This window comes from Mycobacteriales bacterium (genome assembly GCA_035533475.1).
Lineage (GTDB): Bacteria > Actinomycetota > Actinomycetes > DATLTS01 > DATLTS01 > DATLTS01.
Genome location: DATLTS010000057.1, coordinates 1 through 19,283 on the forward strand (window position 1 = coordinate 1; position 19,283 = coordinate 19,283).

A 19,283-nucleotide genomic window follows, 5' to 3' on the forward strand; every position below is an offset into this window, starting at 1 on the left:
CCGTCCACCCAGTCGGTGGCGCCGAGGACCGCGAGAAGGATGGCCGCCGCAGTCTGCCGGTGCGCTCCGAAGAGCAGCCACAAGAAGATCGGGATGCAGACGAGCCGCCCCATGGTGATCACGTTGGGTGCGGTCAGGATCCGGTCCAGACCTTCTTGATCCTCCACGACCCGAGTCTACGGGAGCCGCCTCGTCAGGCCCGGTGCATGGTGTGCCAGAGTGGCGCCATGCCTCGATTCGAACCCTTCCGTGGCCTGCGCTACAACCCGGACGAGGCGCCCATCGCGCAGCTGATCGCCCCGCCCTACGACGTGATCGGTTCGGCCGAGCGCGTGCACCTCGCGACCCGCCATGCCGCCAACGCGGTGCTGGTCGAACTGCCGGAGCCCGATCTCCAGGGCGGCCGCGACCGCTACAAGGTGGCGGCCGATCTCTTCGAGATGTGGCAGGCGGAGGGCATCGTTCTCACCGACCCGGTCCCCTGCCTGTATCCCTACCGTATGACCGACACCGCCGGTCGCTCCTCCACCGGGGTCCTCGGTGCTTTGGGGTTGGCCGATCCGGGCGAGGAGAGTGACATCCTCCCGCACGAGCAGACGCTCCCCAAGCCCAAGAGCGACCGCCTTGATCTGTTGCGAGCCACCGGGGCCAACCTCTCCCCCATCTGGGGACTCTCCATGAGCCCCGGACTCACTGCGACCTTCGACCCCACCGATGACGAACCGGTGGTCGACGCCTTCGACGATGATGGGGTCCGCCACCAGCTCTGGGTGCTCAACGACCAGGACTCCATCGCGGCCATTGCGGCCGCGGTGGCCAAGGCGCCGGTGGTCATAGCGGACGGGCACCACCGTTACGAGACGGCGCGGGCGTACCAGGCCGAATGTCGTGAGGCCAACGGCGGCCAGGCGGGGCCGCACGACCTTGTGCTTGCGCTCATTGTGGAGTTGGCCGAGGAGCAACTCACCGTAGGAGCCATCCACCGCACCATCACCGGTCTGCCGGAGGGATTCGATCTCATCGGTGCCCTCTCGGTGCAATTCGATCTGGTCCGGGCCGGTGCCGCCGACGACCGCACGCTCGGAGCGCTGGCCGACGCCAACTCTCTCGCCCTGGTGACGGGCGGCGACGCCTATCTCCTTCTCCCGCACTCGGCGACCTACGAGGAGGCCGGCAACGAACTCGACTCCAGCCTCATTGCCGCCGCGCTCTCGCACCTGCCTCCGCACGAGTCCTCCCATCGCCATTCCCTTGCTGAGGTCATGGAGGCGATGGCCGCCGGCGACGCCCAGGCGGCGTTCCTGCTGCGTCCGGTCACCGTCAGCCAGATTGAGGAGTGGGCCGAGGCTCGGCGCCGCATGCCGCCCAAGACGACCTACTTCAGCCCAAAGCCCCGGACGGGCATGGTCTTCCGCTCGCTCGACCCCTGATCGTCCCCCGGCTAAGTCAGGCGGCGACCAGTACGGCAAATAGGTGAGACGGCGTACCTCAAACATGAGGGATAACGGGCCCTGTTACACCCTCTCGGCACAATGGAGCCATGGCCGAGGGGTGCGTGACCAGAGCAGTTGTCTTCACGTTGGACCCATCGCGTGCTCAAGAACGTCTGGCTTACTCCTACGCAGGATCTCGGCGCTTTGCCTACAACTGGGCCATCGGAGCGATGGGGGAGAACCTCAAGATCCGATCCGCTGAATGAGCGGCCGGGGTAGCCGAATCAGACCTGACCCCGTCGCTGTCATGGTCCGCCTTCAGCCTGAACAAGACCTTCAACGCGGTCAAAGAGAGCGTGGCGCCGTGGTGGCGTGAGGTCTCTATGCACGCCTTCCGATCTGGCATCGCTGATGCGGCGGCTGCGCTGGCCAACTTCAGAGATTCGAAGAAGGGCGTCCGGGCCGGCAGGAAGGTCGGTTTCCCCAACTTCAAGTCGCGCAATCGTTGTACTCCCTCGGTCAGCTTCGTCGAGATCAACCACCAGCTGTCCTGGCTCCATCCCGACCGACACCACATCCGGCTCATGTTGCCCCAGTCACCATCTGACCCTGACGTGAAGCGCAGGGCAGCCAATCTCGTGTGGGTCCACACCACCGAATCGACGCGCCGGCTCTATAACCTGGTCGAGCAGGGCCGGGCCCGGATCCAAAAGGTGACGGTCTCGTGCCGAGGTGGTCGCTGGCAGGTGTCCTTCTCGGTGCGTTACTTGCTGGGGCTGCCGAGCCGCCGGCCAATTGCCCATTCGAGCCGCCAAGGCGGCATCGTGGGTCTCGATGCTGGGCTCACCCACCTGGCCACCCTTGATCGGATCGTGCCTGGGCTCACCGACGACGATGGTCACATCGCCAACCCCAGAGTCCTTGCTGCCCAGCTCAAGAAGCTGGCCAAGCTGGACCGGGCCCTCTCTCGCACCAAAAGGCCATCGCGAAGCGAGCGGGGGTCGAAGAACCGGGCCAAGCTGTGCCACCGCCGGGCTCGACTGCACGGCAAGGTGGCCAGAACCCGGGCGCTCTACCTGCACCACTTGACCAACACCCTGGTCGACCGCTTCGACGCGGTGGCCATCGAGGACCTTGGCGTGGCCGCCATGTCGAACCGTAAGCATCACCTCGGTCGATCCATGGCCGACGCGAGTCTGGGCGAGTTGCGCCGCCAGCTCGTCTACAAGAGCGCCGATCGGTCCACCACGCTGGTTGTCGTGGGCCGCTTTTACCCCTCGTCGAAGACCTGTTCGGGCTGTGGAGCAGTGAAAGCCAAGCTCCTCCTCAGCACGCGAAACTTCGAATGTGACAGCTGCGAGATGTCGCTCAATCGCGACGTCAACGCAGCACGCAACATCGCCCGGGAAGGAGCACGGCTCCTCTCTGAGCAGAGCAGTACCGCAGAGCAGTCCGTCGCGGGGTTACGACCCGAGACGCTAAACGCTGACCCGAGACAGCAGAAGACCAGCGGGGCTCACGCCTCGATGGCAGCGGTCGCCTGAGGGCAGAACCAAGCAGCACGGCCGGCTTCGAGCGGCAGTGCGTGGGACTTGGACGGGGTGCTGGCAACGGTGCCCGGTCGGCAGATGGTGAAGGAGTTAGCCCCCACTTCTGGGGTACTTCGTCTCACCCATTTGCCGTACTTAGGCGGCGACGAGCAGGACCGATATGCCACCCATCACGAGCACCATGATTGAGGCGATCGCCATGATTGGGAGCAGAAGGTCCCACGACACCACAGACTGTGCGTCCATCTCCGGCGCGTCACCGCTGACCGCTGACCCGAGGACGCTCACGGAGTTCAGATCGTTCACCACGCCATGGTGGTCGCGCCGGGGTGCAACACTCGATCAATTCGCGTTGCAGACCGGTTGCACCAGCCGCCCCCCACCCAGCTCACGCTATTGATGGCCCGTTCTTCCAAGGGCTTCGCGGATGGGTCGGCTAGCGCGCCACGCGGTAGTGGAGGTAGACGACTCTGGAGGCGAATGTGCGGGTCTCGACGAGTTCGAGATCCACCCGGCGCTGGCGCTGGGAAAAGAACGGAATGCCACCGCCAACCAGCACCGGGTAGACCCTGGCCCGGTACTCGTCGATCAGACCCAACGCGGCCGCCTCGGCGGCGAGGGTCGCTCCACCGATCGCGATTTCGCCCTCCCCCGGCTCGGCTCGCAACCGCTCGACCTCCTCCGCCAGGCCGCCGGAGGCCAGGCGGGCATTGCCCTGCACCGCCGACAGCGTGGTGGAGAACACCACCTTTGGGAGCGGCTTCCAGATCGCGGCCCACTCGAGCATTGAGTCGTCGAGCGATGGATCCTGGTCGGCGGTCTCCCAATACAGCATCGTCTCGGACAGCCGTCGTCCCAACAGGTGGACGCCGACCTCTCGTATCTCGTCGGTGACGAAGCGAAAGACCTCCTCGTCGGGGGCCGTCCAGTCGAAGTCGCCGTCCGACCCGACGATGTAGCCGTCAAGTGAGACGCCCATCAAATAGGTCACGCTGCGCATCAGAAGTCCTCCTCGGCAACGGGTTCGACTCGAGCCCGAGGATCACGTGCCCCGCGTCGGCAAGGGCGTTCACGGCGCGCTACGTCGTGCGAGTGCCACCAGATCTCACCATTGGCGTCGACGTGGCGGACTCAGCCACATCATGAGGGAGTGCGGCGAGGTCATCAACAGCGGGCACGAGCGCACGGTATCGCCGACTTGCGTCATCTGATGCGAGGCGCACCCGGACCACAGGACACGTAGGCATGGCCGTCGCCGGAAGCCACGCCGACGACCAGATCTGGCATCACCGCTCGCTTCGCGGCGGACATCCCAGGTTCTTTTCTGTCAAGCCGCTGCGGTCGCGTGGTGGGGCCAGGCTTTCTGCTCGTCGTAGAGGGTGCGGTGCTTGAGGCAGCCGTGGAGGATCCCCACCTGGCGGTTGGCGAGCTGGCGGATCGCTGCTTGGTGGCCGATCTTCCTGGCCCGCAGAGAGAGGTAGTAGGCGCGGGCGCCGGGCGATCCGCGCATCGAGGAGAAGGCCCATTGCTGCACGGCGTCGGCGAGGCGATGGTTGCGCGCGTAGCGGGCCAGCACGACCTTCTTCGTCCCTGAGGCCCTGGTGATCGGGGACGTGCCGGCATAGTTCTTCCGAGACTTCGCATCGGCGTAGCGATCGGGGTCATCACCGAACTCCGCGAGGACCCGGGCGCCGAGGATCACACCGAGACCAGGTTGGCTGGTGAAGATCTCAGCGTCCGGGTGACGGTCAAAAAGCTTGGCCACCACCACCCCGAGCGCGTCGATCTCAGCCACGAGGGCGGTGATGACCCGGACCTCAGCGACGACGATCGCCGAGAACGCGTTCTGCACTGCGGTGCTCTGCCGCAGCGCGGGTGCGCGCAAGACGGCTTGGATGTCCTCGACGCGTTGGTCGATCTTGCGCCGCTTCGCCCGGCGCAGGGCCGCCACGATCCTCGCCTTGGACAGCTGCGCGGCCACATCGGGGTCCGGCGCCGCGGCGAGCAGCTCGAGGGACTCGGGTGCGTCGAGGTCTGCAAATGCTTGCAGGGCAGCGGGAAAGTACTCCCGAAGGGCGCTGCGCAAGCGGAGCAGGTGGCGGGTTCGGTCCCAGATCATCGACTGATGGGCGCGCGCGAGCAGCTTCAACGCCTCACCGTCATCGGAGTCACCAGTCACCGAGCGGTGGTGCGCACGGTCCAGGCGAACGATCTCGGCCAGGACGTGAGCGTCCCCGGCGTCGCTTTTCGCCCCAGACGTCGAGTGCCGTTCCCGATATCGGGCGGTGGACATCGGGTTGATCGCGAACACCTCGTAGCCCGCCGTGATCAACGCCGCGACCCACGGCCCACGTTCGGTCTCGATCCCGATCTTCACTTGGCCCGCGGCCTCCACCGAGTCGAGCTGGGACCGTTCCGGCGGCATCGCCGCGGCGATCAGCTCATGCAACTTGCTGAGCCCCTCAAGGCCCTCGGGAAGTCGCTTCTTCACCAGCCGCCGACCCTCAGCGTCGAGGATCTCGACGTCGTGATGGTCCTCAGCCCAATCATCACCCACGAACAGCATCACTTCTCCTTCCGCGTGGACCTGCCGTAAGCAGCGTGGAGGAGACACCCGCGATCTAATGGACAAGTGCTCACCGTGAACACCGGGGCACGACATCCCAGCAGCAATCTCGCCTCCTCACGACCAGTGGGCGCACGGTCTGCCGCAAGACCTCGTCCAGGATCAGATGAGAAGAGTGCTGACCCACCAGCCGCTACCAGCACCGAGTCTGCCGGAGCCCTCGGTAGAACCCATTAGATGAGTGCGTTCCAGCACTTCGGGCGATGCGCGCTGGCACGCGAACGCCGGCGCCACCTGCCAGACGGCACAATCAGGCGCGTGATCGAACCCGATGTGCGCGGACTTGCCGACCAGGAACTTGCCGGTTACATCGAGCAGCTACGCGCCCATCCCGGTGCCTCCGCGCGCGCACTCGGAGCGACGGGACTTCGTGAGAGCTCCGCGCAGCGCGCAGCTGCGCGACCGCCAGGCCCGGACCTGGCGTTCGTTGAGGACTTGAACGGGGACAACGGCGTGCCTGTCCGGCTGTACCGGCCGTGCTTGGAGCCCAGACCGCTGCTGGTCTACTTCCACGGCGGTGGGTGGACGCTCGGGGACCTGGCGTCGCACGACCGACTCTGCCGGCTGCTGTCGCACGTTGCCGACGTCGCGGTGCTCGCCGTCGACTACCGGCGAGCCCCTGAGAACCCCTGGCCCGCCGCGGTTGAGGACGCTGTCGACGCCGTCCACTGGGCTCGTCGCGAGGCCCTTAAGCTCGTCGGGACCACCGTGATCGGCGTTGGCGGCGACAGTGCGGGCGGCAACATCGCCACGCTGGCTTGCCTGGAGCTTCGGGATGCGGGCGAGCAGCTACCGGATGCCCAGGTGCTGGCGTATCCCAACACCGATCTGACCTTCTCCCAGCCAAGCGTCGCGACCAAAGCGGCTGGCTGGGGACTGGAGGCCGATGACGCGCACTGGTTCGCCGAGCAGTGGGTCCCGGAGCTCGCGAAGCGACATGACCCGCGAGTGAGCCCGCTCCTGGAACCCGACCTAGCCGGGTTGCCACGTGCCGTCATCGTGACAGCGGAGCACGACCCGCTGCGCGACGAGGGCGACGCGTACGCGGCTGCCCTGAGGGCAGCCGGCGTTCAGGTCACTTGGAGATGCGAGCCTGGCTTGATCCACGGCTTCCTCGGCCTCGACCTCGTCTCGCCGGCGGCGGGCCGGGCGGTCGAGCGCCTATGTCAGGACGTCCGGTCAGCCCTTGGTGTAGCGGCCGGTTCTCCACGTCCATGACCGGCAAGGACCTGCCAGCGGCATGAGCGAACGTGCCGGTCGGTCGCTGCGGGCTACCGACCACCGGACAACGAGCTCGACACGGTGTTCCCGCGGTCCAGGCAAGGTCGAGGACCGGCCTTCGATCCGGTGGACCTCGGGCTGGTTCCCGCTGTCGTCACCAGGTGATGGTCAGGCCGCGCAGGTGATGGAATGCCTCATCACGGGTCACGAGCGCAGCATGATGGAGCAACGACTGCGCGGCGAGCATCCGGTCGAACGGATCGGAATGGTCCCAGTCGAGACTTCCGGCACGGATCGCGTCCGTTGCCGATATGTCGAGGGTCTCAGCCCCGAGCCGGCGGGTGAGGTCGTGGTACTGCGCGAGGAGGATGTCGGCCTCGGGCCACTTGCCGGCGCGATGCTTGACGGCCATCTCCCACGCTGTTGCGGCGGACACGAGCAAAGTGTTGGACGGTCCTTCGATCGCGGTACGGGCACGGTCGGACAACCGGTCGGGACTGGTGATCGCCCAGACGAAGGCGTGGGTGTCCAGCAGCAGAACGGTCACGACCACGCAGCCAGTTCGGCCTCGTTGAACGAATCGAACCGCTCGTCGGGCGTGGGTACGTCGAGAAAGCCGAGGGTGCGGGCGGGCGGCGCAGTCACCGGGACGAGCCGGACGAGAGGCTTCCCGGCGCGGGCCAGGATGACGTCCTCGCCTTTCAGAGCAGCGTCGAGCAACTGCGACAGGTGCGTCTTCGCGTCCGCCACGTTGTGAATAGTCATGTTGACCAGACTAACATGACCATCTCGCTCGGTGGCCTACGAGAGGTCGCGCCAGAAGTGCCGTTGCACGTCGTTGCCGTACAGCGAGAGGGGCCGCTTCCGGCTAGTCAGGGCTACACGGGCAGTGCAACTACGCGACCCGCCCACATCAGCGGATGCGCCGTCAGCGGCAGATGAGTGCGTGCGGTCAGGGCAGCAAGTCGAGGTACTTCTTGCGGCACGGCATCGCGTGGATGACCAACTCAGCCCCGTCCTCGAAGATCAGGACAACGGTTTCCAGCAGGCGAGCACCGGTGTCGAAGCCGAGCCGTAGTTCTCAGTGCGGTGGGCCGTCATCGTCGAGGGGCTCGATCCACAGTGGCCATTCGGCAGCCTGGACGGCGTCGGGTTCCTCGACACCATGCTTGAGGGCGCTCGGGTGGACCTTCACGCAGACAAGTGGGCCAGCGCGGCCCGGATGGCCTCCGACCGGCTCATGTGGTTCTTCGCGGCTGCCACGTCGAGGGCGTCGAGTTCGTCGGCGGTCAGCCGCACTGCCACGACCTGCATGGGTGCGGCTCCCCGGCCCGGCCGCCCGCGCCCCCGGCGCTTGATTTCGTCGGCGTCATAGCCGGCTTCGGCCTCGTCGGCCCACTCCTGGATCCGCTGCTCGCTCACCATCCTAAAATCGTATGACGAAAAGCGGGGGATGGCCAAAGCCGACCTGACGACCACCCGATGAGGGCCCTCACGTGCCGGAGGCCATGTACGCAGCCAGGATGTAGTTCGGGCGGCGGTCGAGGTTCTTGCGCGCGCGTAATCGTAATGGTGGAGTCGGATATCAGAACCGTCCGAATGCCTGGGGTGCCGTCTCCTCATCGTCGGTCCACGAATGACCGACGGCCGCGGTTCGACACAGGCGACCGGGGTCGGTCACTGTGACAGTGAATATGAAGGTTCGAACGACACCACGGCCGTGGACTAGACGGTCGTGGTGGCCGGTGTAGCCGGTGACCTGGTCGATGTCGAGTCCGGTGGTTGTGGTCAGCGCGCGATACAACGCGTCTTCGTCGTGCAACAACGGAACCATTTCCTCGCGGACGCGTAGGCCGCCGAGATCGGAAAGAAGGTCAAGCCCTGAAGACGGCTGCTTCTAAGCGCGGCGACGACGAGGCGTGACTTCCCTCCAGCGACGAGCTCCTGAATCAATCGTCCTGCCCGCTCGCCAAAGGTGTCCACATCATCGAGTACGACCACTCCGCGCGCATCGCGGCGGCAGCAGCAACGATTCTCGGCACTCGGCGGTCACCCTCCAACGTGTCGAGCGAAGCGACTGACCGACCGGCGGTGTCGAGCCCAAGCGCAATGCGCATAGCGGTCGTGCTCTTCCCGGTGGCGGCAGTCCCGGCCCGACGAGCGAAGCGGGGCACGCCCGTCCGTGAGAGCGCGCCGAGCACCTCCTCGGCGGTCATCGGCCGATGTTGCCGATCGGCAGCCATTTCGATCACCACTGCGGTGAGCGCCTCAGGGCGTTCCTCGAAGAGTTCGACCAGGTAGTCGTCCGGGCGCCGGACGCTGACTCCCCGCCGGGCGAGCGCCTGGCCGGGAAGTCCCGAACGTTGCGGGTGATGATCGTGGTCGGCGCCCGGGCGGTCGCCGCGGCCGCCTGGACGCGGTCGTCGGGATCCTGCCCCGGCATCAAGGCGATGAGGTGCTCGTAGTCCGCCCGCGGCACGTCTTGGCCGGCGAACGCCTACCGGATGTCGTCGCAGATCCGCGCCGCCGCCTCGCGGCTGCGGATCCCGTGCCCCACCCACTTGCGGGTGAGCTCGTTGAGCAGGTCCTCAGTCCAGAAGATCTCATGCAGAGACGCCTCATCGAGGCGGAGCATCAGGTCGAGCAGAGAGATCGGGTAGCAGACGTTGGTGTCCGACAGGACCCGACGCAGGGCCACCCGGGCGTCAGTATTCGAGACCGGCCGCGGTCGCGTCAGCGACCACCTTGCGGATGCCCTCGCGCTTGCGGCTGCGGGCTCCGCGGTGGGCGAGCACAGCACGCACCGGGATCCTGCGGTAGGAGCTGCCCGGGAGCCGGCGTGCGGGGAGGACGCCCGCGCCGACCAGCCGGTCGACGTACTGACGCGAGACTCCGAGCAGCCTGGCCGCCTGCGCCGGGCTCACCTCGGCCTCCTCCGCCACGATGGCGACCGAGTCCCCATCGTCGAGGGAGCCGGCGGCCGCCACCAGGATGCGAACCAGCGACCGGGGCAGATCCAGTTCGTGGTCGCCTACCCTTACGCGCACCCGCGCTGCTGCCGTGCCAACCAGAGCACGCACCGCGCGCACCTGAGACCGCTCGGCGTCGACGGCACGGACCTCGGCAAGTGCAGGCACGGACATGACTCCTCCTGGCAAAACTATAGCGCAAGCTGCCACACCTGCAACCACCCCGAACGAGCCAGCGAGCAACCCCCTCCGAGCCCACATCCCGGCTCAGCCCAACAGCAGCCGCAGGGCCAATTCACGACCCTGCGGACGACTGGTCCGGCTCCTGCCGGGGGCACTCGGCCGTACACAATGCGAACCTTTCAGCGTTCGTGGAGGGCGAGCTGGTCGTGCTTGCACGCACCCACGCCAAGATTCGTCGCGACGGGTATCGCAGCCGCCTAACGTCTTGAGGTCGACGGGCATGCCGATGTCAGGGTGTTCCCAGGCTCGGCGAGAGGGCTGGCGGATCGGCGAGATTTGCTCGGCGAATCGGCGAGTAGTCGAGGGCGAATCGGCGAGTAATGGTCCAGCCTAGAGCCGTGGAGCCACCAATTCGCACCCGCCATGTGATGCCGTGGTTGCTGGAGTCGCTGGGCGATACCCGCGTGGTGGTGGTGCAAGGGGCCAGGCAGGTTGGCAAGACCACGTTGGTCACACAAGTCGTCGAGCGGCTCGGTGGCCGGCTTGTGACCTTGGATGATGACCTGACGCGAGAGGCCGCCGAAGCCGACCCTGCTGGGTTTCTGCAGCAGAACCCGGATGGCCTGTTGGCGGTCGATGAGGTGCAGCGGGTGCCGGGTTGGTGCTTGCGTTGAAGGTTGCCGTGGACCGCGACCCTCGTCCTGGCCGGTTTCTCCTTACGGGGGCGGCGAACTTGCTGCGGCTTCCGGCGATGCACGACAGCCTTGCCGGTCGAGCCGAGAACGTGGACCTGTACGGGTTCAGCCAAGGTGAGATCATCGGTGTTCGCGAACAGTTCGTCGACCGGCTCTTGACTGGTGACACGTTCCTCGGCCATCGCAGCGACATGACACGTGATGGGTACCTGGCGCGCGCCTGCGCCGGCGGCTACCCCCAAGCGTTGGGGCGCCCGGCAGGGCGGCGCCGCTCCGCGTGGTTCGACAACTACCTGCGGCGCATCGTCGAACGCGACGCGCCTGTTATCTCTGGCTTGCAGCGGTTGAGCGAGCTGCCGCTGTTGTTGCGGCTGCTGGCCGCGCGCAACGCGAGCGAGCTCAACGTCACTAGCCTCGCCAACGATGCTGGCATCCCGGTGCGGACCTTGGGCCCGTACCTGGATCTGCTGGAGACCCTGTTCTTGGTCAACCGGCTGCCCGCGTGGTCGACCAACTTGTCCCAGCGGGTGGTGTCGCGCCCCAAGCTCGCCCTGCATGACACCGGCTTGGCTGCCCGGCTTATCAACGTATCCGCTGCCGGAGCCGGTGTGACCGCTAACCCCCAGGTCGCTGGCCACCTACTCGAGGGATTCGTCGCCGCCGAGTTGCGCCGCCAACTCACCTGGTCCGACCAGGACGCCCGGCTGTTCCACTACCGGGATCGCCACGGAGCCGAGGTCGACCTCATCCTGGAAACCGACGACGGACGCGTCGCCGCGATCGAGGTCAAGGCCACCTCTACCGTCAACGCCCGCGACACCAAGTGGCTGGCCCAGCTACGTGACCGGCTCGGTAACCGCTTCGTCGCCGGCGTCGTCCTGCACGCCGGCACCACTACAGCACCGTTCGGGCCACGCCTGACCGCGGCCCCCATCGACACTCTCTGGTCCCCGTGATGCGGGGCGCGTACGACCATGTAGCCATGACCACCCTGGCTAGTGCTACCGGCACACCCCACAGGCGTCGCTATCGGACGAAGCCCTTGGTCGTCCACCCGCCGGAGCTCGTTCCATTGTCCCGCAAAGACGAGGAGCGGGCTATCGCGGCGTTCGCGCCGCTGCTCGCGCCTTTGTTCAACGCGGACGGCCCGATGAGGTGCGAAGCAGAGGAGGAGCGACGGAGTCATGACCGAGCACACACCGAACACTGCGGGGTGCCACCCAATCGGCGCTCGACGAAGCCCGCGGCGCGGCTTATCACGCCCAAAGGTTCGACCCTGTCAAACTGGCCATCGGCAAACCCACTGATCAGCGCCATGATCAACTCTTGGTGCACTCAGCGTTTTCGCAGGTCAGGGCCGCTTAAACCAACAGCCAGAGTGGAGAGGTCTCTTCCTTATCTGAGCAGTATCTAAGATAAGCTGCCACAATGACTGTGCCGTCTCGTCCGGTCCATGAGGTGAAGTCGACCCTGTTCCGCGTTCTGGGCCATCCGGCGAGGATCCGGATTCTGGAGTTGCTCCGCGACGGCGAGCGGTCGGTTGGCTCTCTGCAGGCCGAGCTCGATCTCGGTGAGGGAAGCACGTCTCAGCACTTGGCCGCGCTGCGCCGGATCGGGCTGGTCGATTCGCGTCGGGAGGGGACGACCATCTACTACCGCGTCGGGGATGGGCGGGTATTCGAGCTGCTCGCGGTGTCGCGCGACATCATCGTGGCGCAGCTCGCTAGTCAACAGTCGGTCCTGCGTGAGCTCAAGTCATCGTGACCGGCGCCCTGGTGATCTCGGGGCTGTGCCTGATCGCCCTCGGCGGCGCACTTGCCGCGACTCGGCGAACGTGGCAGACCGGCCTCACCGTGGCGGCCGCCGGCGCCGCCGTCCTGGGCATTGCCGGGTTCGTTGTCCTTGCCGAGGGATCGCTGGTGGGTTCGCCGTTCACCAGTCACTTCAGCCCCCGCTTCGGGATCGACCCGCTGAGCGGCCTGTTCCTCGGCACGCTCGGCATAGTCGCTGCACCAGCGCTCTGCTTCTCCCGAGGCTATCTGCCCCCAACCGGTCGAAGCAGGGCCCTGGGAGGCGTGACTACCGCGTTCGTGCTCGCCCTGATCGCAGAGTTCTGCGCTCGTGATCCGGTCACCCTGCTGGCGGGCTGGGAGCTCATGACCTTGCTGCCTGCCGCCGCGATCCTCATCGCCCGCGACGATCGGCCAGCCCGCCAGTCGGTGTTCACCTATCTGGCGGTGACGCATCTCGGCGGCGGCGGCACCTGGATCGCAATCCTGCTGCTGGCCAAAGCCGGAGCGATCGGCGGCGGCACCGTCCTGCACGCCGGCTCCGGGTTACAAGCGGCGGTCGCGGTGGCCGCCCTCATCGGACTGGGCACCAAGGCTGGCGTGATGCCGCTGCACGTGTGGCTGCCGCGCGCGCATCCCATCGCTCCGGCACCGGTGTCGGCCCTGATGAGCGGCGTGATGATCAAGGTGAGCATCTACCTGCTGGTGCGGGTCCTGGTTGACTGGGCTGGCCCGCTACCCCTGTGGATCGGCATCGCCGTGACCGCGCTGGGAGCGCTGTCCGCGGTCGGGGGCGTCACCTACGCCTTGTTCGAACATGACCTGAAACGGCTGCTGGCCATGCACTCGATCGAGAACATCGGCATCATCGTGCTGGGCATCGGAGCCTGTCTGTTGCTCCGGAGCAGGGGTGGCGACGCATGGGCGGCCATCGCACTCGCGGCGGCGCTGCTCCACACCGTCAACCACGCGATGTTCAAGTCGCTTCTGTTCTTGTGCGCGGGGGCGTTCGAGCGCGCCGTCGGCGTATTGGAGCTGGATCGACTCGGCGGTCTGCTGCGGCGGATGCCGGTGACCGGCGCCGCCTTCTTCCTCGGGGCTATGGCCATCGCCGGACTGCCCCCGTTGAACGGGTTCGCGTCGGAGTGGCTGACCCTACAGGCCCTGGTGCACATCCCCCGCTACGGCCGAGTGGTGGACGGGATGACCGGGATGGTCGGGTTGGGCGCGTTGGCAGCGACCGCCGCGCTGGCGATGTTCTGCTTCGTCAAGGTGATCGGGCTCGTGCTGCTCGGGCCACCGCGGCATGCTCCGGCGCCCGGCGCCGCCATGCCGTCAGCCGGGATGAGCGGCAGCGTGGTCTTGCTCGCGGGCGGGTGCGTCCTGCTCGGAGTCGCACCCGGCGTGCTTTTCGGTCGGCTGGTCGGGCTTGCGCCCTGGGCAGTCAACCTGCCGACCGCCATCGGACTGCACGTTCCCGGGACTGGATCCCTGCCGACCGCAGCCATCGCGGCTCTGCTCGTCGTAGTCCCCGTGATCCTGGTCCGGCTACGTGGCAACGCGGCTGCTGTCGCTGTCCCTACCTGGGTCTGCGGGCAGGCGGTCGTGACCCGCTTGCATTGGACGAGTGCCGGTTTCACCAAGCCGCTTCGCCTCGCCCTCGAACCGGTGCTGCGCCCGCAACGCGATGTCGCGACCCGCGAGCACGGAGGCGTGGTGCAGGAGATCACCTACACGGGGCGCGTGCCGCATCTGATCGAGGAGCGGGTGTACGCGCCAGCCTTGCGCCGCGGACTGTCCGCAGCCGCCCAGATCCGACGGTTGCAGAGCGGAAGTCTCGGCACCTACGCGGCCTACCTGATCGGCCTGCTGCTCGTGTTGCTCCTCGCCGCCCGGCTGGGGCTGGCCGGGTGAGCGGGTACCAAGCCGCCGCAGGCACGGTACAACTCCTCGGAGGTGTCGCGCTCGCACCACTGTGGCCCGGCCTAGTGCAACACTGGAAAGCCCGGCTGCAAGGCCGGATGGGGCCCGACCCGCTGCAGCCCTACCGCGAACTGCACCGGCTATGGCACAAGAGCACCGTCACGATCGAGGGCGCCACAGCCGTGTATCGGTGCGCTCCCTCGGTTGCAGCGGCCAGCATTCTGGCCGCGGTGCTGGTCGTGCCCGCCGCATCGGCGGCACCCGGCTGGGGGATCGGCCACGACGCCTTCGTCCTCGCCGGCCTGCTCGCGCTAGCCCGCTTCGCCATGGCAGCCGCCGCGTGGGACGTCGGAAACGGGTTCTCGCTGATGGGCGCCAGCCGCGAACTCACCATCTCGGTCTTCGTTGAGTCGACCCTCGTCCTCGCGTTGGGTGTCGCCACCCTGCTGGCCGGCAGCACCGACCTGGTAGCTGTGGTGGCTCGCACCGCGGGTGGGGCCGCCTGGACCGGCCCCGCCCTGGCGCTAGCCGCAGCGGCCTTCGCGCTGGTTGTCATCGCGGAGACCGGTCGCCAGCCGTTCGACAACCCGGACACCCATCTCGAACTGACCATGATCCACGAGGGTCCGCTACTGGAGTACGCCGGTCGCGACCAGGCGTATCTGCAGTGGGCGGCAGCGGCCCGGCACTGGCTCGTGCTGGTCATCGCCGCCCAGGTCTTCCTGCCACATCTCCGCGGCGTGCCCGGGCAGTTGCTGGCGCTCCCGGTCGTGGTCGTCGTGTTGTGCGGTCTGCTCGCGTTGCTTGAGACCTGCGTAGCCAAGATGCGCGTGCTCGTGGTACCGAGGGTCGTGGGCCTAGGGTCGGCCTTGGCGCTGCTCGGCAGCGCGTCCTGGTTGGCCACGCGATGAGCGGTGAGGCCGTGTGGGCCCTGGTCGGCTTGGGGCTTGGGGTCGTGATGGTGAGGCGCCGGTCGGTGGCCGTCGCGTTGGTGACCGGGCAAGCCGTGGTTCTGGTCGGCGTGGCGCTGGCTCACGCCAAGACCGGCGGCGACATCATCGCCGCGATTGCTCTCGGCGCCCGCGCGGCAGCGTTGGCGACGCTGCTACTGCTCCTCGTGGCGCGCAGCCGCGAGGCGCGGCCGGTACGTGCAGCGGTCGCACCACTGGCACGCGCCGGGCTAGCGGTCGGGTTCGCGTTACTGCTGACGTGGCTGGTGTCGATCACCGCCGTCCGCTCGCATGTCGCCTACCAAGCCGTGCTGGCGCTGGTGGCGTTCGGTGTCGCGACAGTGGTGACCCGACGCGCCACCCTGTTCCAGGTGCTCGGCATCGTCCTCGTCGAAAATGGTCTCGCGCTGGCTGCGCTGACCCTGCCCGGCGGCTCCTCGTTGGTGATCGAGCTGGGAGTGACCCTCGACCTGACCCTGATCGCGCTCGTCGCTGCGTTGTTCCACGAGCGAATCTTCGCCGAATTCGGGGCCGGCGACACTGCGGCACTGCGGAGTCTGCGTGACTAGCCGCACCCTGGTCGCTGAGCTCCTGATCGCCACGCCCTTGTGCACAGCAGCGGCAGCGGCCCTCGTGCCGCACCGCTTGCTGACCAGAACCGCCGCGCTAGGGGCTGAGCTGACCGGCGCCTTCGCCTTAGCACTGGTCGGGATAACCCTGAGCCATCCGATGCAGGCGCAGGTCGGCCATTGGGTGACGGTGGACGCCGCGGCGGCGCTTCTCGTCGGGGTGATCGGCCTGGTCGGCGTCGCAAGCGTCCTGGTGTCCCCGAGCTACCTGCGGACCATGACCGGCTCAGTCGAACACCTACAGCGCCGGGAACGCGGCTACTTCTGTCTGCTGTTCGCGTTCTGGGCCACCGCACTGGCCGTGCCGCTCGCCGGTAACCTCGCCCTCGCCTGGCTCCTGGTCGAGGGGACCACCGCGACATCAGCGTTGCTCGTCGGGTTCAGCGGCAAACCGCGGGCGTTGGAAGCCGGATGGAAGTACCTCATCCTCACCTCGCTGGGACTCGGCATCGCGCTGCTCGGCGTGGGGCTGCTGGCCGCCGACGTGCCCCGTCACGGACTGGCGGGTCTGTCCTGGCCAGAGCTCAGTCGCTACTCGGGTACCCACCAGCAGGCCCTGGTCGCCTACCTGCTGGTGCTCGCCGGGCTAGCCACAAAGATCGGCTGGGCGCCGGTGCACAACTGGCTGCCGGACGCGCACTCGGAAGCGCCGCCACCGGTCTCGGCGCTACTGTCCGGGGCACTCCTTCCGGCGGCTCTCCTCGTCGCCTGGCGAGTCGAGCAGGCGCTCGCTCCGGTGTTGGGTCGGGAAGCCGCGCAGCGCGCCCTGATCGGCTTCGGCATGGTGTCGCTCGCCGTGGCTGTGCCCTTTCTGTGGCAGGCGTTGGCCTGGAAGCGTCTGCTGGCCTACTCGAGTCTCGAGCACATGGGAGTGATTGCGCTCGGCATCGGCTTCGGGACGCCGCTGGCGCTCGCCGGTGTCGCAGTGCACATAGTCGGGCACGCCGTGGCCAAGGCCCTGGGCTTCTACGCGGCGATTCCGCTGCTTGACCATGAGCCGCGCTCCGGCGGGCACGCCGCGGTCGGGATCGGCCGGAGCGCCCCACCGCTGGGTGCCGCCATGGGAATCTCCCTGGGTTCACTCGCCGGGCTCCCGCCGTCCCCGTTGTTCGCCAGCGAGCTACTGATCCTTGCTGGTGGCGTCGCCAGCGGCCATGCCCTTGCCGCTGCCATAGCCACGGTACTGCTCGCTCTGGGCTTCCTTGGCCTTGCGCACACACTGCTGGAGGTCGTCGCGGGCAAATCCAGGCGCCACAACCAGGCCCGGCCAGCCGGCCTTGCACCAGTCGTCCGGCTGGCCTGCGTCTCCGTGGCGCTGCTGCTGGGTCTGCTGGCCGTGGCTTTCACCCTGCCGAGTACTGCGTTCATCAGCGCGCTGATGCGAGGTGCGGCATGACGCCGCCCGGCGATGCCTACCTCGACCGGATCGCCACCGCGGTTGCCGACGGCGAGCAGTTCGCCGGCCTCTACGCCACCAGCGACAGGCAGATGGTCCGCACCGTGTGGATCGCCGCGGATGGCACACCGCGGCCCGAATCGATCGCCGTCGTCGACGGCAGCGTGCCCTCGATCGTCGGCCTCGTTCCGGCAGCGGGATGGGACGAACGAGAGGCCCACGACAGCTACCGGATCGAATTCGACGGTCACCAGCCGCTCCGGCCACTGATCGATCACGACGCGCCGTTGGAACGCTGGACAGTGCCGATCCGAGGGCAGGGCACCTACCAGGTCGCCGTCGGCCCGATCCACGCCGGCGTGATCGAGTCCGGTCACTTCCGGTTCCACGTCGTCGGAGACCGAATCCTGCACGTCGACGCCCAGCTGTTCTACAAACACCGAGGGCTGGAGAAGGCAGCGGAGGGATCATCGCTTCCCGACGGCATGGCGTTCGTCTCACGCGCCTGTGCCGGCTGTTCGGTCGCCAATGCGCTGGCCTACGCACACGCCTGCGAACAGGTGTCTGGGCAGCGTCCAACCGACGAGCTGCGTCGGGTCCGAACCATCCTGGCCGAGTTGGAACGGGTGTGGAACCATCTCAACGACATCGCCGCCGTCTGCGCCGGCGTCGGACTTGCCGCCGGCAACACAACGTTCGCCGCGCTCACCGAACGCGCCCGCCGACTCAACGCGACGCTCACCGAGCACCGTTTCCTATTCGGAGCCGTCCACTTCGGGCACAGCCCGCTGGAGTGGACATCCGACACGGTGCAGGCGACCGCCACAGAGCTGGCAGCGCTGTGCAGCGCAGCCACCCGAGGTTGGCGCGAACTCGCGTTCAACACGTCGTTTCAAGACCGACTACTCGACATAGGGGTGCTGGACCCGGCTGACGCCAGCCGGCTCGGTGTGGTCGGGCCGGCCGCCCGCGCCGCAGGCCTGGCCGACGACGTTCGGACGCACGCCGACCGGCTCTGTTATGGAGGGTTTCTCCCCGTCTCACCGGATCGGGCAACCGGCGACGTGCGGAGCCGGTTCGAGCAGCGAGGGCTCGAGCTGTGGCAGTCCTTCACGATTCTCGACCAGCTTCTGGACCGACCGGTCCTCCCGAGCCGCGCGACGGGCGAAACCGATCCGCAGCCGATCGCCGTCGGCATCGTCGAGAGTCCGCGCGGTCGGACTACTTGCGCAGTGGAGGCCGTAGACGGGCGAGTAAGTCGACTGCACCTGCGCACCGGCTCCTACGCGAACTGGCCGGCGGTAACCGCCGCCGCGGCCGGCAACCTGCTGCCCGACTTTCCGTTGATCAACAAGAGCTTCGAACTCTGCTACGCCTGCGTGGACCGCTGATGATCACATTGCTTCGTGATCTGCGGCACCTGCGGCACCGCCTGAACCTGAGCCGGCCTCACCCGGGTGGCAGCCTCGCGATCCGGCACTGCGACGCCGGCTCCTGCAATGGGTGCGAACACGAACTCACCCTCACCGCCAGCCCCTACTACGACCTGCAGCGATACGGACTGAACATCGTCGCCTCCCCGCGACACGCCGACGTCCTGCTCGTCACCGGCGCAGTGACCTCGCGGATGCACGAGGCGCTGCGTACCGCCTACCACGCAATGCCCGAACCTCGCCGGGTCGCTGCCGTAGGCGAGTGCGCCCTCGGCCAAGACCTGCTCGGCACGCCAGCGGAGATCATCGGTGCCGTGGACACCGTCATCCCCGTCGACCTGCGCATCCCCGGATGTCCACCCACACCCGAAGTCATCGCCGAAGCCCTTTTTGGCCTGCTCGCCTGGCGTGCCTGAACGGGCGACCGCAGTCCAAGCAACTTCCGTGTAATCGGCCGGTCTGGGCGCCATAAGGGCAAGCGGACG

Annotated in this window: 22 protein-coding genes and 1 pseudogene; 13 read left to right on the forward strand and 10 right to left on the reverse strand. The window is 67.4% G+C overall.

Going from position 1 to position 19,283, the window contains the following annotated elements; genetic code table 11:
• Positions 1-227: 227 nt before the first annotated feature.
• Both VNG13_14045 and VNG13_14050 read left to right on the forward strand, forming a co-directional pair.
• The gene (locus VNG13_14045) at positions 228-1,430 is read left to right on the forward strand and encodes a DUF1015 domain-containing protein (GenBank protein HVA61638.1); all 1,203 of its coding nucleotides are present in this window, start codon (positions 228-230) and stop codon (positions 1,428-1,430) included.
• Positions 1,431-1,756: 326 nt separating this feature from the next.
• Entirely contained in the window at positions 1,757-2,977 is a 1,221-nt protein-coding gene (locus VNG13_14050; protein HVA61639.1) for an RNA-guided endonuclease TnpB family protein, read from the forward strand.
• Positions 2,978-3,118: 141 nt separating this feature from the next.
• On the opposite strand, the gene VNG13_14055 is transcribed toward VNG13_14050, so the two are convergent.
• From VNG13_14055 to VNG13_14065, 3 genes are all read right to left on the reverse strand, one after another.
• Positions 3,119-3,289 carry a hypothetical protein gene (locus tag VNG13_14055; protein ID HVA61640.1) on the reverse strand — a complete coding sequence of 57 codons (171 nt, stop codon included), beginning with the start codon at positions 3,287-3,289 and terminating at the stop codon, positions 3,119-3,121.
• Between the two features lie 130 nt (positions 3,290-3,419).
• Complete coding sequence (locus VNG13_14060; GenBank protein ID HVA61641.1) at positions 3,420-3,983, reverse strand: dihydrofolate reductase family protein; 564 nt, start codon at positions 3,981-3,983, stop codon at positions 3,420-3,422.
• 327 nt (positions 3,984-4,310) lie between these two features.
• Entirely contained in the window at positions 4,311-5,549 is a 1,239-nt protein-coding gene (locus VNG13_14065; protein ID HVA61642.1) for an IS110 family transposase, read from the reverse strand.
• A gap of 318 nt (positions 5,550-5,867) precedes the next feature.
• Between VNG13_14065 and VNG13_14070 the strand changes: the two genes are divergently transcribed.
• Positions 5,868-6,827 carry an alpha/beta hydrolase gene (locus VNG13_14070; protein HVA61643.1) on the forward strand — a complete coding sequence of 320 codons (960 nt, stop codon included), beginning with the start codon at positions 5,868-5,870 and terminating at the stop codon, positions 6,825-6,827.
• Positions 6,828-6,984: 157 nt separating this feature from the next.
• On the opposite strand, the gene VNG13_14075 is transcribed toward VNG13_14070, so the two are convergent.
• From VNG13_14075 to VNG13_14095, 5 genes and pseudogenes are all read right to left on the reverse strand, one after another.
• Positions 6,985-7,377, reverse strand: a complete 393-nt coding sequence (locus VNG13_14075; protein HVA61644.1) for a type II toxin-antitoxin system VapC family toxin — start codon at positions 7,375-7,377, stop codon at positions 6,985-6,987.
• Positions 7,374-7,595, reverse strand: coding sequence for a type II toxin-antitoxin system prevent-host-death family antitoxin (locus VNG13_14080; protein ID HVA61645.1), 222 nt, complete (start codon positions 7,593-7,595; stop codon positions 7,374-7,376). Before VNG13_14080 ends, VNG13_14075 begins: the two co-directional genes overlap by 4 nt.
• A gap of 187 nt (positions 7,596-7,782) precedes the next feature.
• Positions 7,783-8,025: pseudogene (locus tag VNG13_14085) on the reverse strand (toxin).
• Positions 8,022-8,255, reverse strand: coding sequence for a ribbon-helix-helix protein, CopG family (locus VNG13_14090; protein ID HVA61646.1), 234 nt, complete (start codon positions 8,253-8,255; stop codon positions 8,022-8,024). Before VNG13_14090 ends, VNG13_14085 begins: the two are co-directional and overlap by 4 nt.
• A 524-nt stretch (positions 8,256-8,779) precedes the next feature.
• The gene (locus tag VNG13_14095; protein ID HVA61647.1) at positions 8,780-9,046 is read right to left on the reverse strand and encodes a hypothetical protein; all 267 of its coding nucleotides are present in this window, start codon (positions 9,044-9,046) and stop codon (positions 8,780-8,782) included.
• Positions 9,047-9,052: 6 nt separating this feature from the next.
• On the opposite strand from VNG13_14095, the gene VNG13_14100 reads away from it, so the two are divergent.
• Positions 9,053-9,295 (forward strand): hypothetical protein, encoded by a 243-nt coding sequence (locus VNG13_14100; GenBank protein ID HVA61648.1) that lies wholly within the window; start codon positions 9,053-9,055, stop codon positions 9,293-9,295.
• Between the two features lie 32 nt (positions 9,296-9,327).
• On the opposite strand, the gene VNG13_14105 is transcribed toward VNG13_14100, so the two are convergent.
• Together VNG13_14105 and VNG13_14110 are read right to left on the reverse strand one after the other, a co-directional pair.
• A complete protein-coding gene (locus VNG13_14105) occupies positions 9,328-9,528 on the reverse strand; it encodes a hypothetical protein (GenBank protein ID HVA61649.1) in 201 nt (66 codons plus the stop codon).
• A gap of 7 nt (positions 9,529-9,535) precedes the next feature.
• On the reverse strand, positions 9,536-9,973 hold the full coding sequence (locus VNG13_14110; GenBank protein ID HVA61650.1) for an excisionase family DNA-binding protein: 438 nt from the start codon (positions 9,971-9,973) through the stop codon (positions 9,536-9,538).
• 407 nt (positions 9,974-10,380) lie between these two features.
• Between VNG13_14110 and VNG13_14115 the strand changes: the two genes are divergently transcribed.
• The 9 genes from VNG13_14115 (at position 10,381) to VNG13_14155 (ending at position 19,214) form a co-directional block, all read left to right on the forward strand.
• A complete protein-coding gene (locus VNG13_14115) occupies positions 10,381-10,656 on the forward strand; it encodes an AAA family ATPase (protein HVA61651.1) in 276 nt (91 codons plus the stop codon).
• 8 nt (positions 10,657-10,664) lie between these two features.
• The gene (locus VNG13_14120) at positions 10,665-11,633 is read left to right on the forward strand and encodes a DUF4143 domain-containing protein (protein ID HVA61652.1); all 969 of its coding nucleotides are present in this window, start codon (positions 10,665-10,667) and stop codon (positions 11,631-11,633) included.
• Positions 11,634-12,105: 472 nt separating this feature from the next.
• The gene (locus VNG13_14125) at positions 12,106-12,441 is read left to right on the forward strand and encodes a metalloregulator ArsR/SmtB family transcription factor (protein ID HVA61653.1); all 336 of its coding nucleotides are present in this window, start codon (positions 12,106-12,108) and stop codon (positions 12,439-12,441) included.
• Positions 12,438-14,381 carry a proton-conducting transporter membrane subunit gene (locus tag VNG13_14130; protein HVA61654.1) on the forward strand — a complete coding sequence of 648 codons (1,944 nt, stop codon included), beginning with the start codon at positions 12,438-12,440 and terminating at the stop codon, positions 14,379-14,381. Before VNG13_14125 ends, VNG13_14130 begins: the two co-directional genes overlap by 4 nt.
• Complete coding sequence (locus tag VNG13_14135; protein ID HVA61655.1) at positions 14,378-15,301, forward strand: NADH-quinone oxidoreductase subunit H; 924 nt, start codon at positions 14,378-14,380, stop codon at positions 15,299-15,301. Before VNG13_14130 ends, VNG13_14135 begins: the two co-directional genes overlap by 4 nt.
• The gene (locus VNG13_14140) at positions 15,298-15,909 is read left to right on the forward strand and encodes a hypothetical protein (GenBank protein HVA61656.1); all 612 of its coding nucleotides are present in this window, start codon (positions 15,298-15,300) and stop codon (positions 15,907-15,909) included. The genes VNG13_14135 and VNG13_14140 overlap by 4 nt, the downstream gene beginning before the upstream one ends.
• On the forward strand, positions 15,902-17,365 hold the full coding sequence (locus VNG13_14145; protein HVA61657.1) for a proton-conducting transporter membrane subunit: 1,464 nt from the start codon (positions 15,902-15,904) through the stop codon (positions 17,363-17,365). Before VNG13_14140 ends, VNG13_14145 begins: the two co-directional genes overlap by 8 nt.
• A complete protein-coding gene (locus VNG13_14150) occupies positions 17,362-18,756 on the forward strand; it encodes an NADH-quinone oxidoreductase subunit C (protein ID HVA61658.1) in 1,395 nt (464 codons plus the stop codon). The genes VNG13_14145 and VNG13_14150 overlap by 4 nt, the downstream gene beginning before the upstream one ends.
• On the forward strand, positions 18,756-19,214 hold the full coding sequence (locus tag VNG13_14155; protein HVA61659.1) for an oxidoreductase: 459 nt from the start codon (positions 18,756-18,758) through the stop codon (positions 19,212-19,214). The genes VNG13_14150 and VNG13_14155 overlap by 1 nt, the downstream gene beginning before the upstream one ends.
• Positions 19,215-19,283 lie beyond the last annotated feature (69 nt).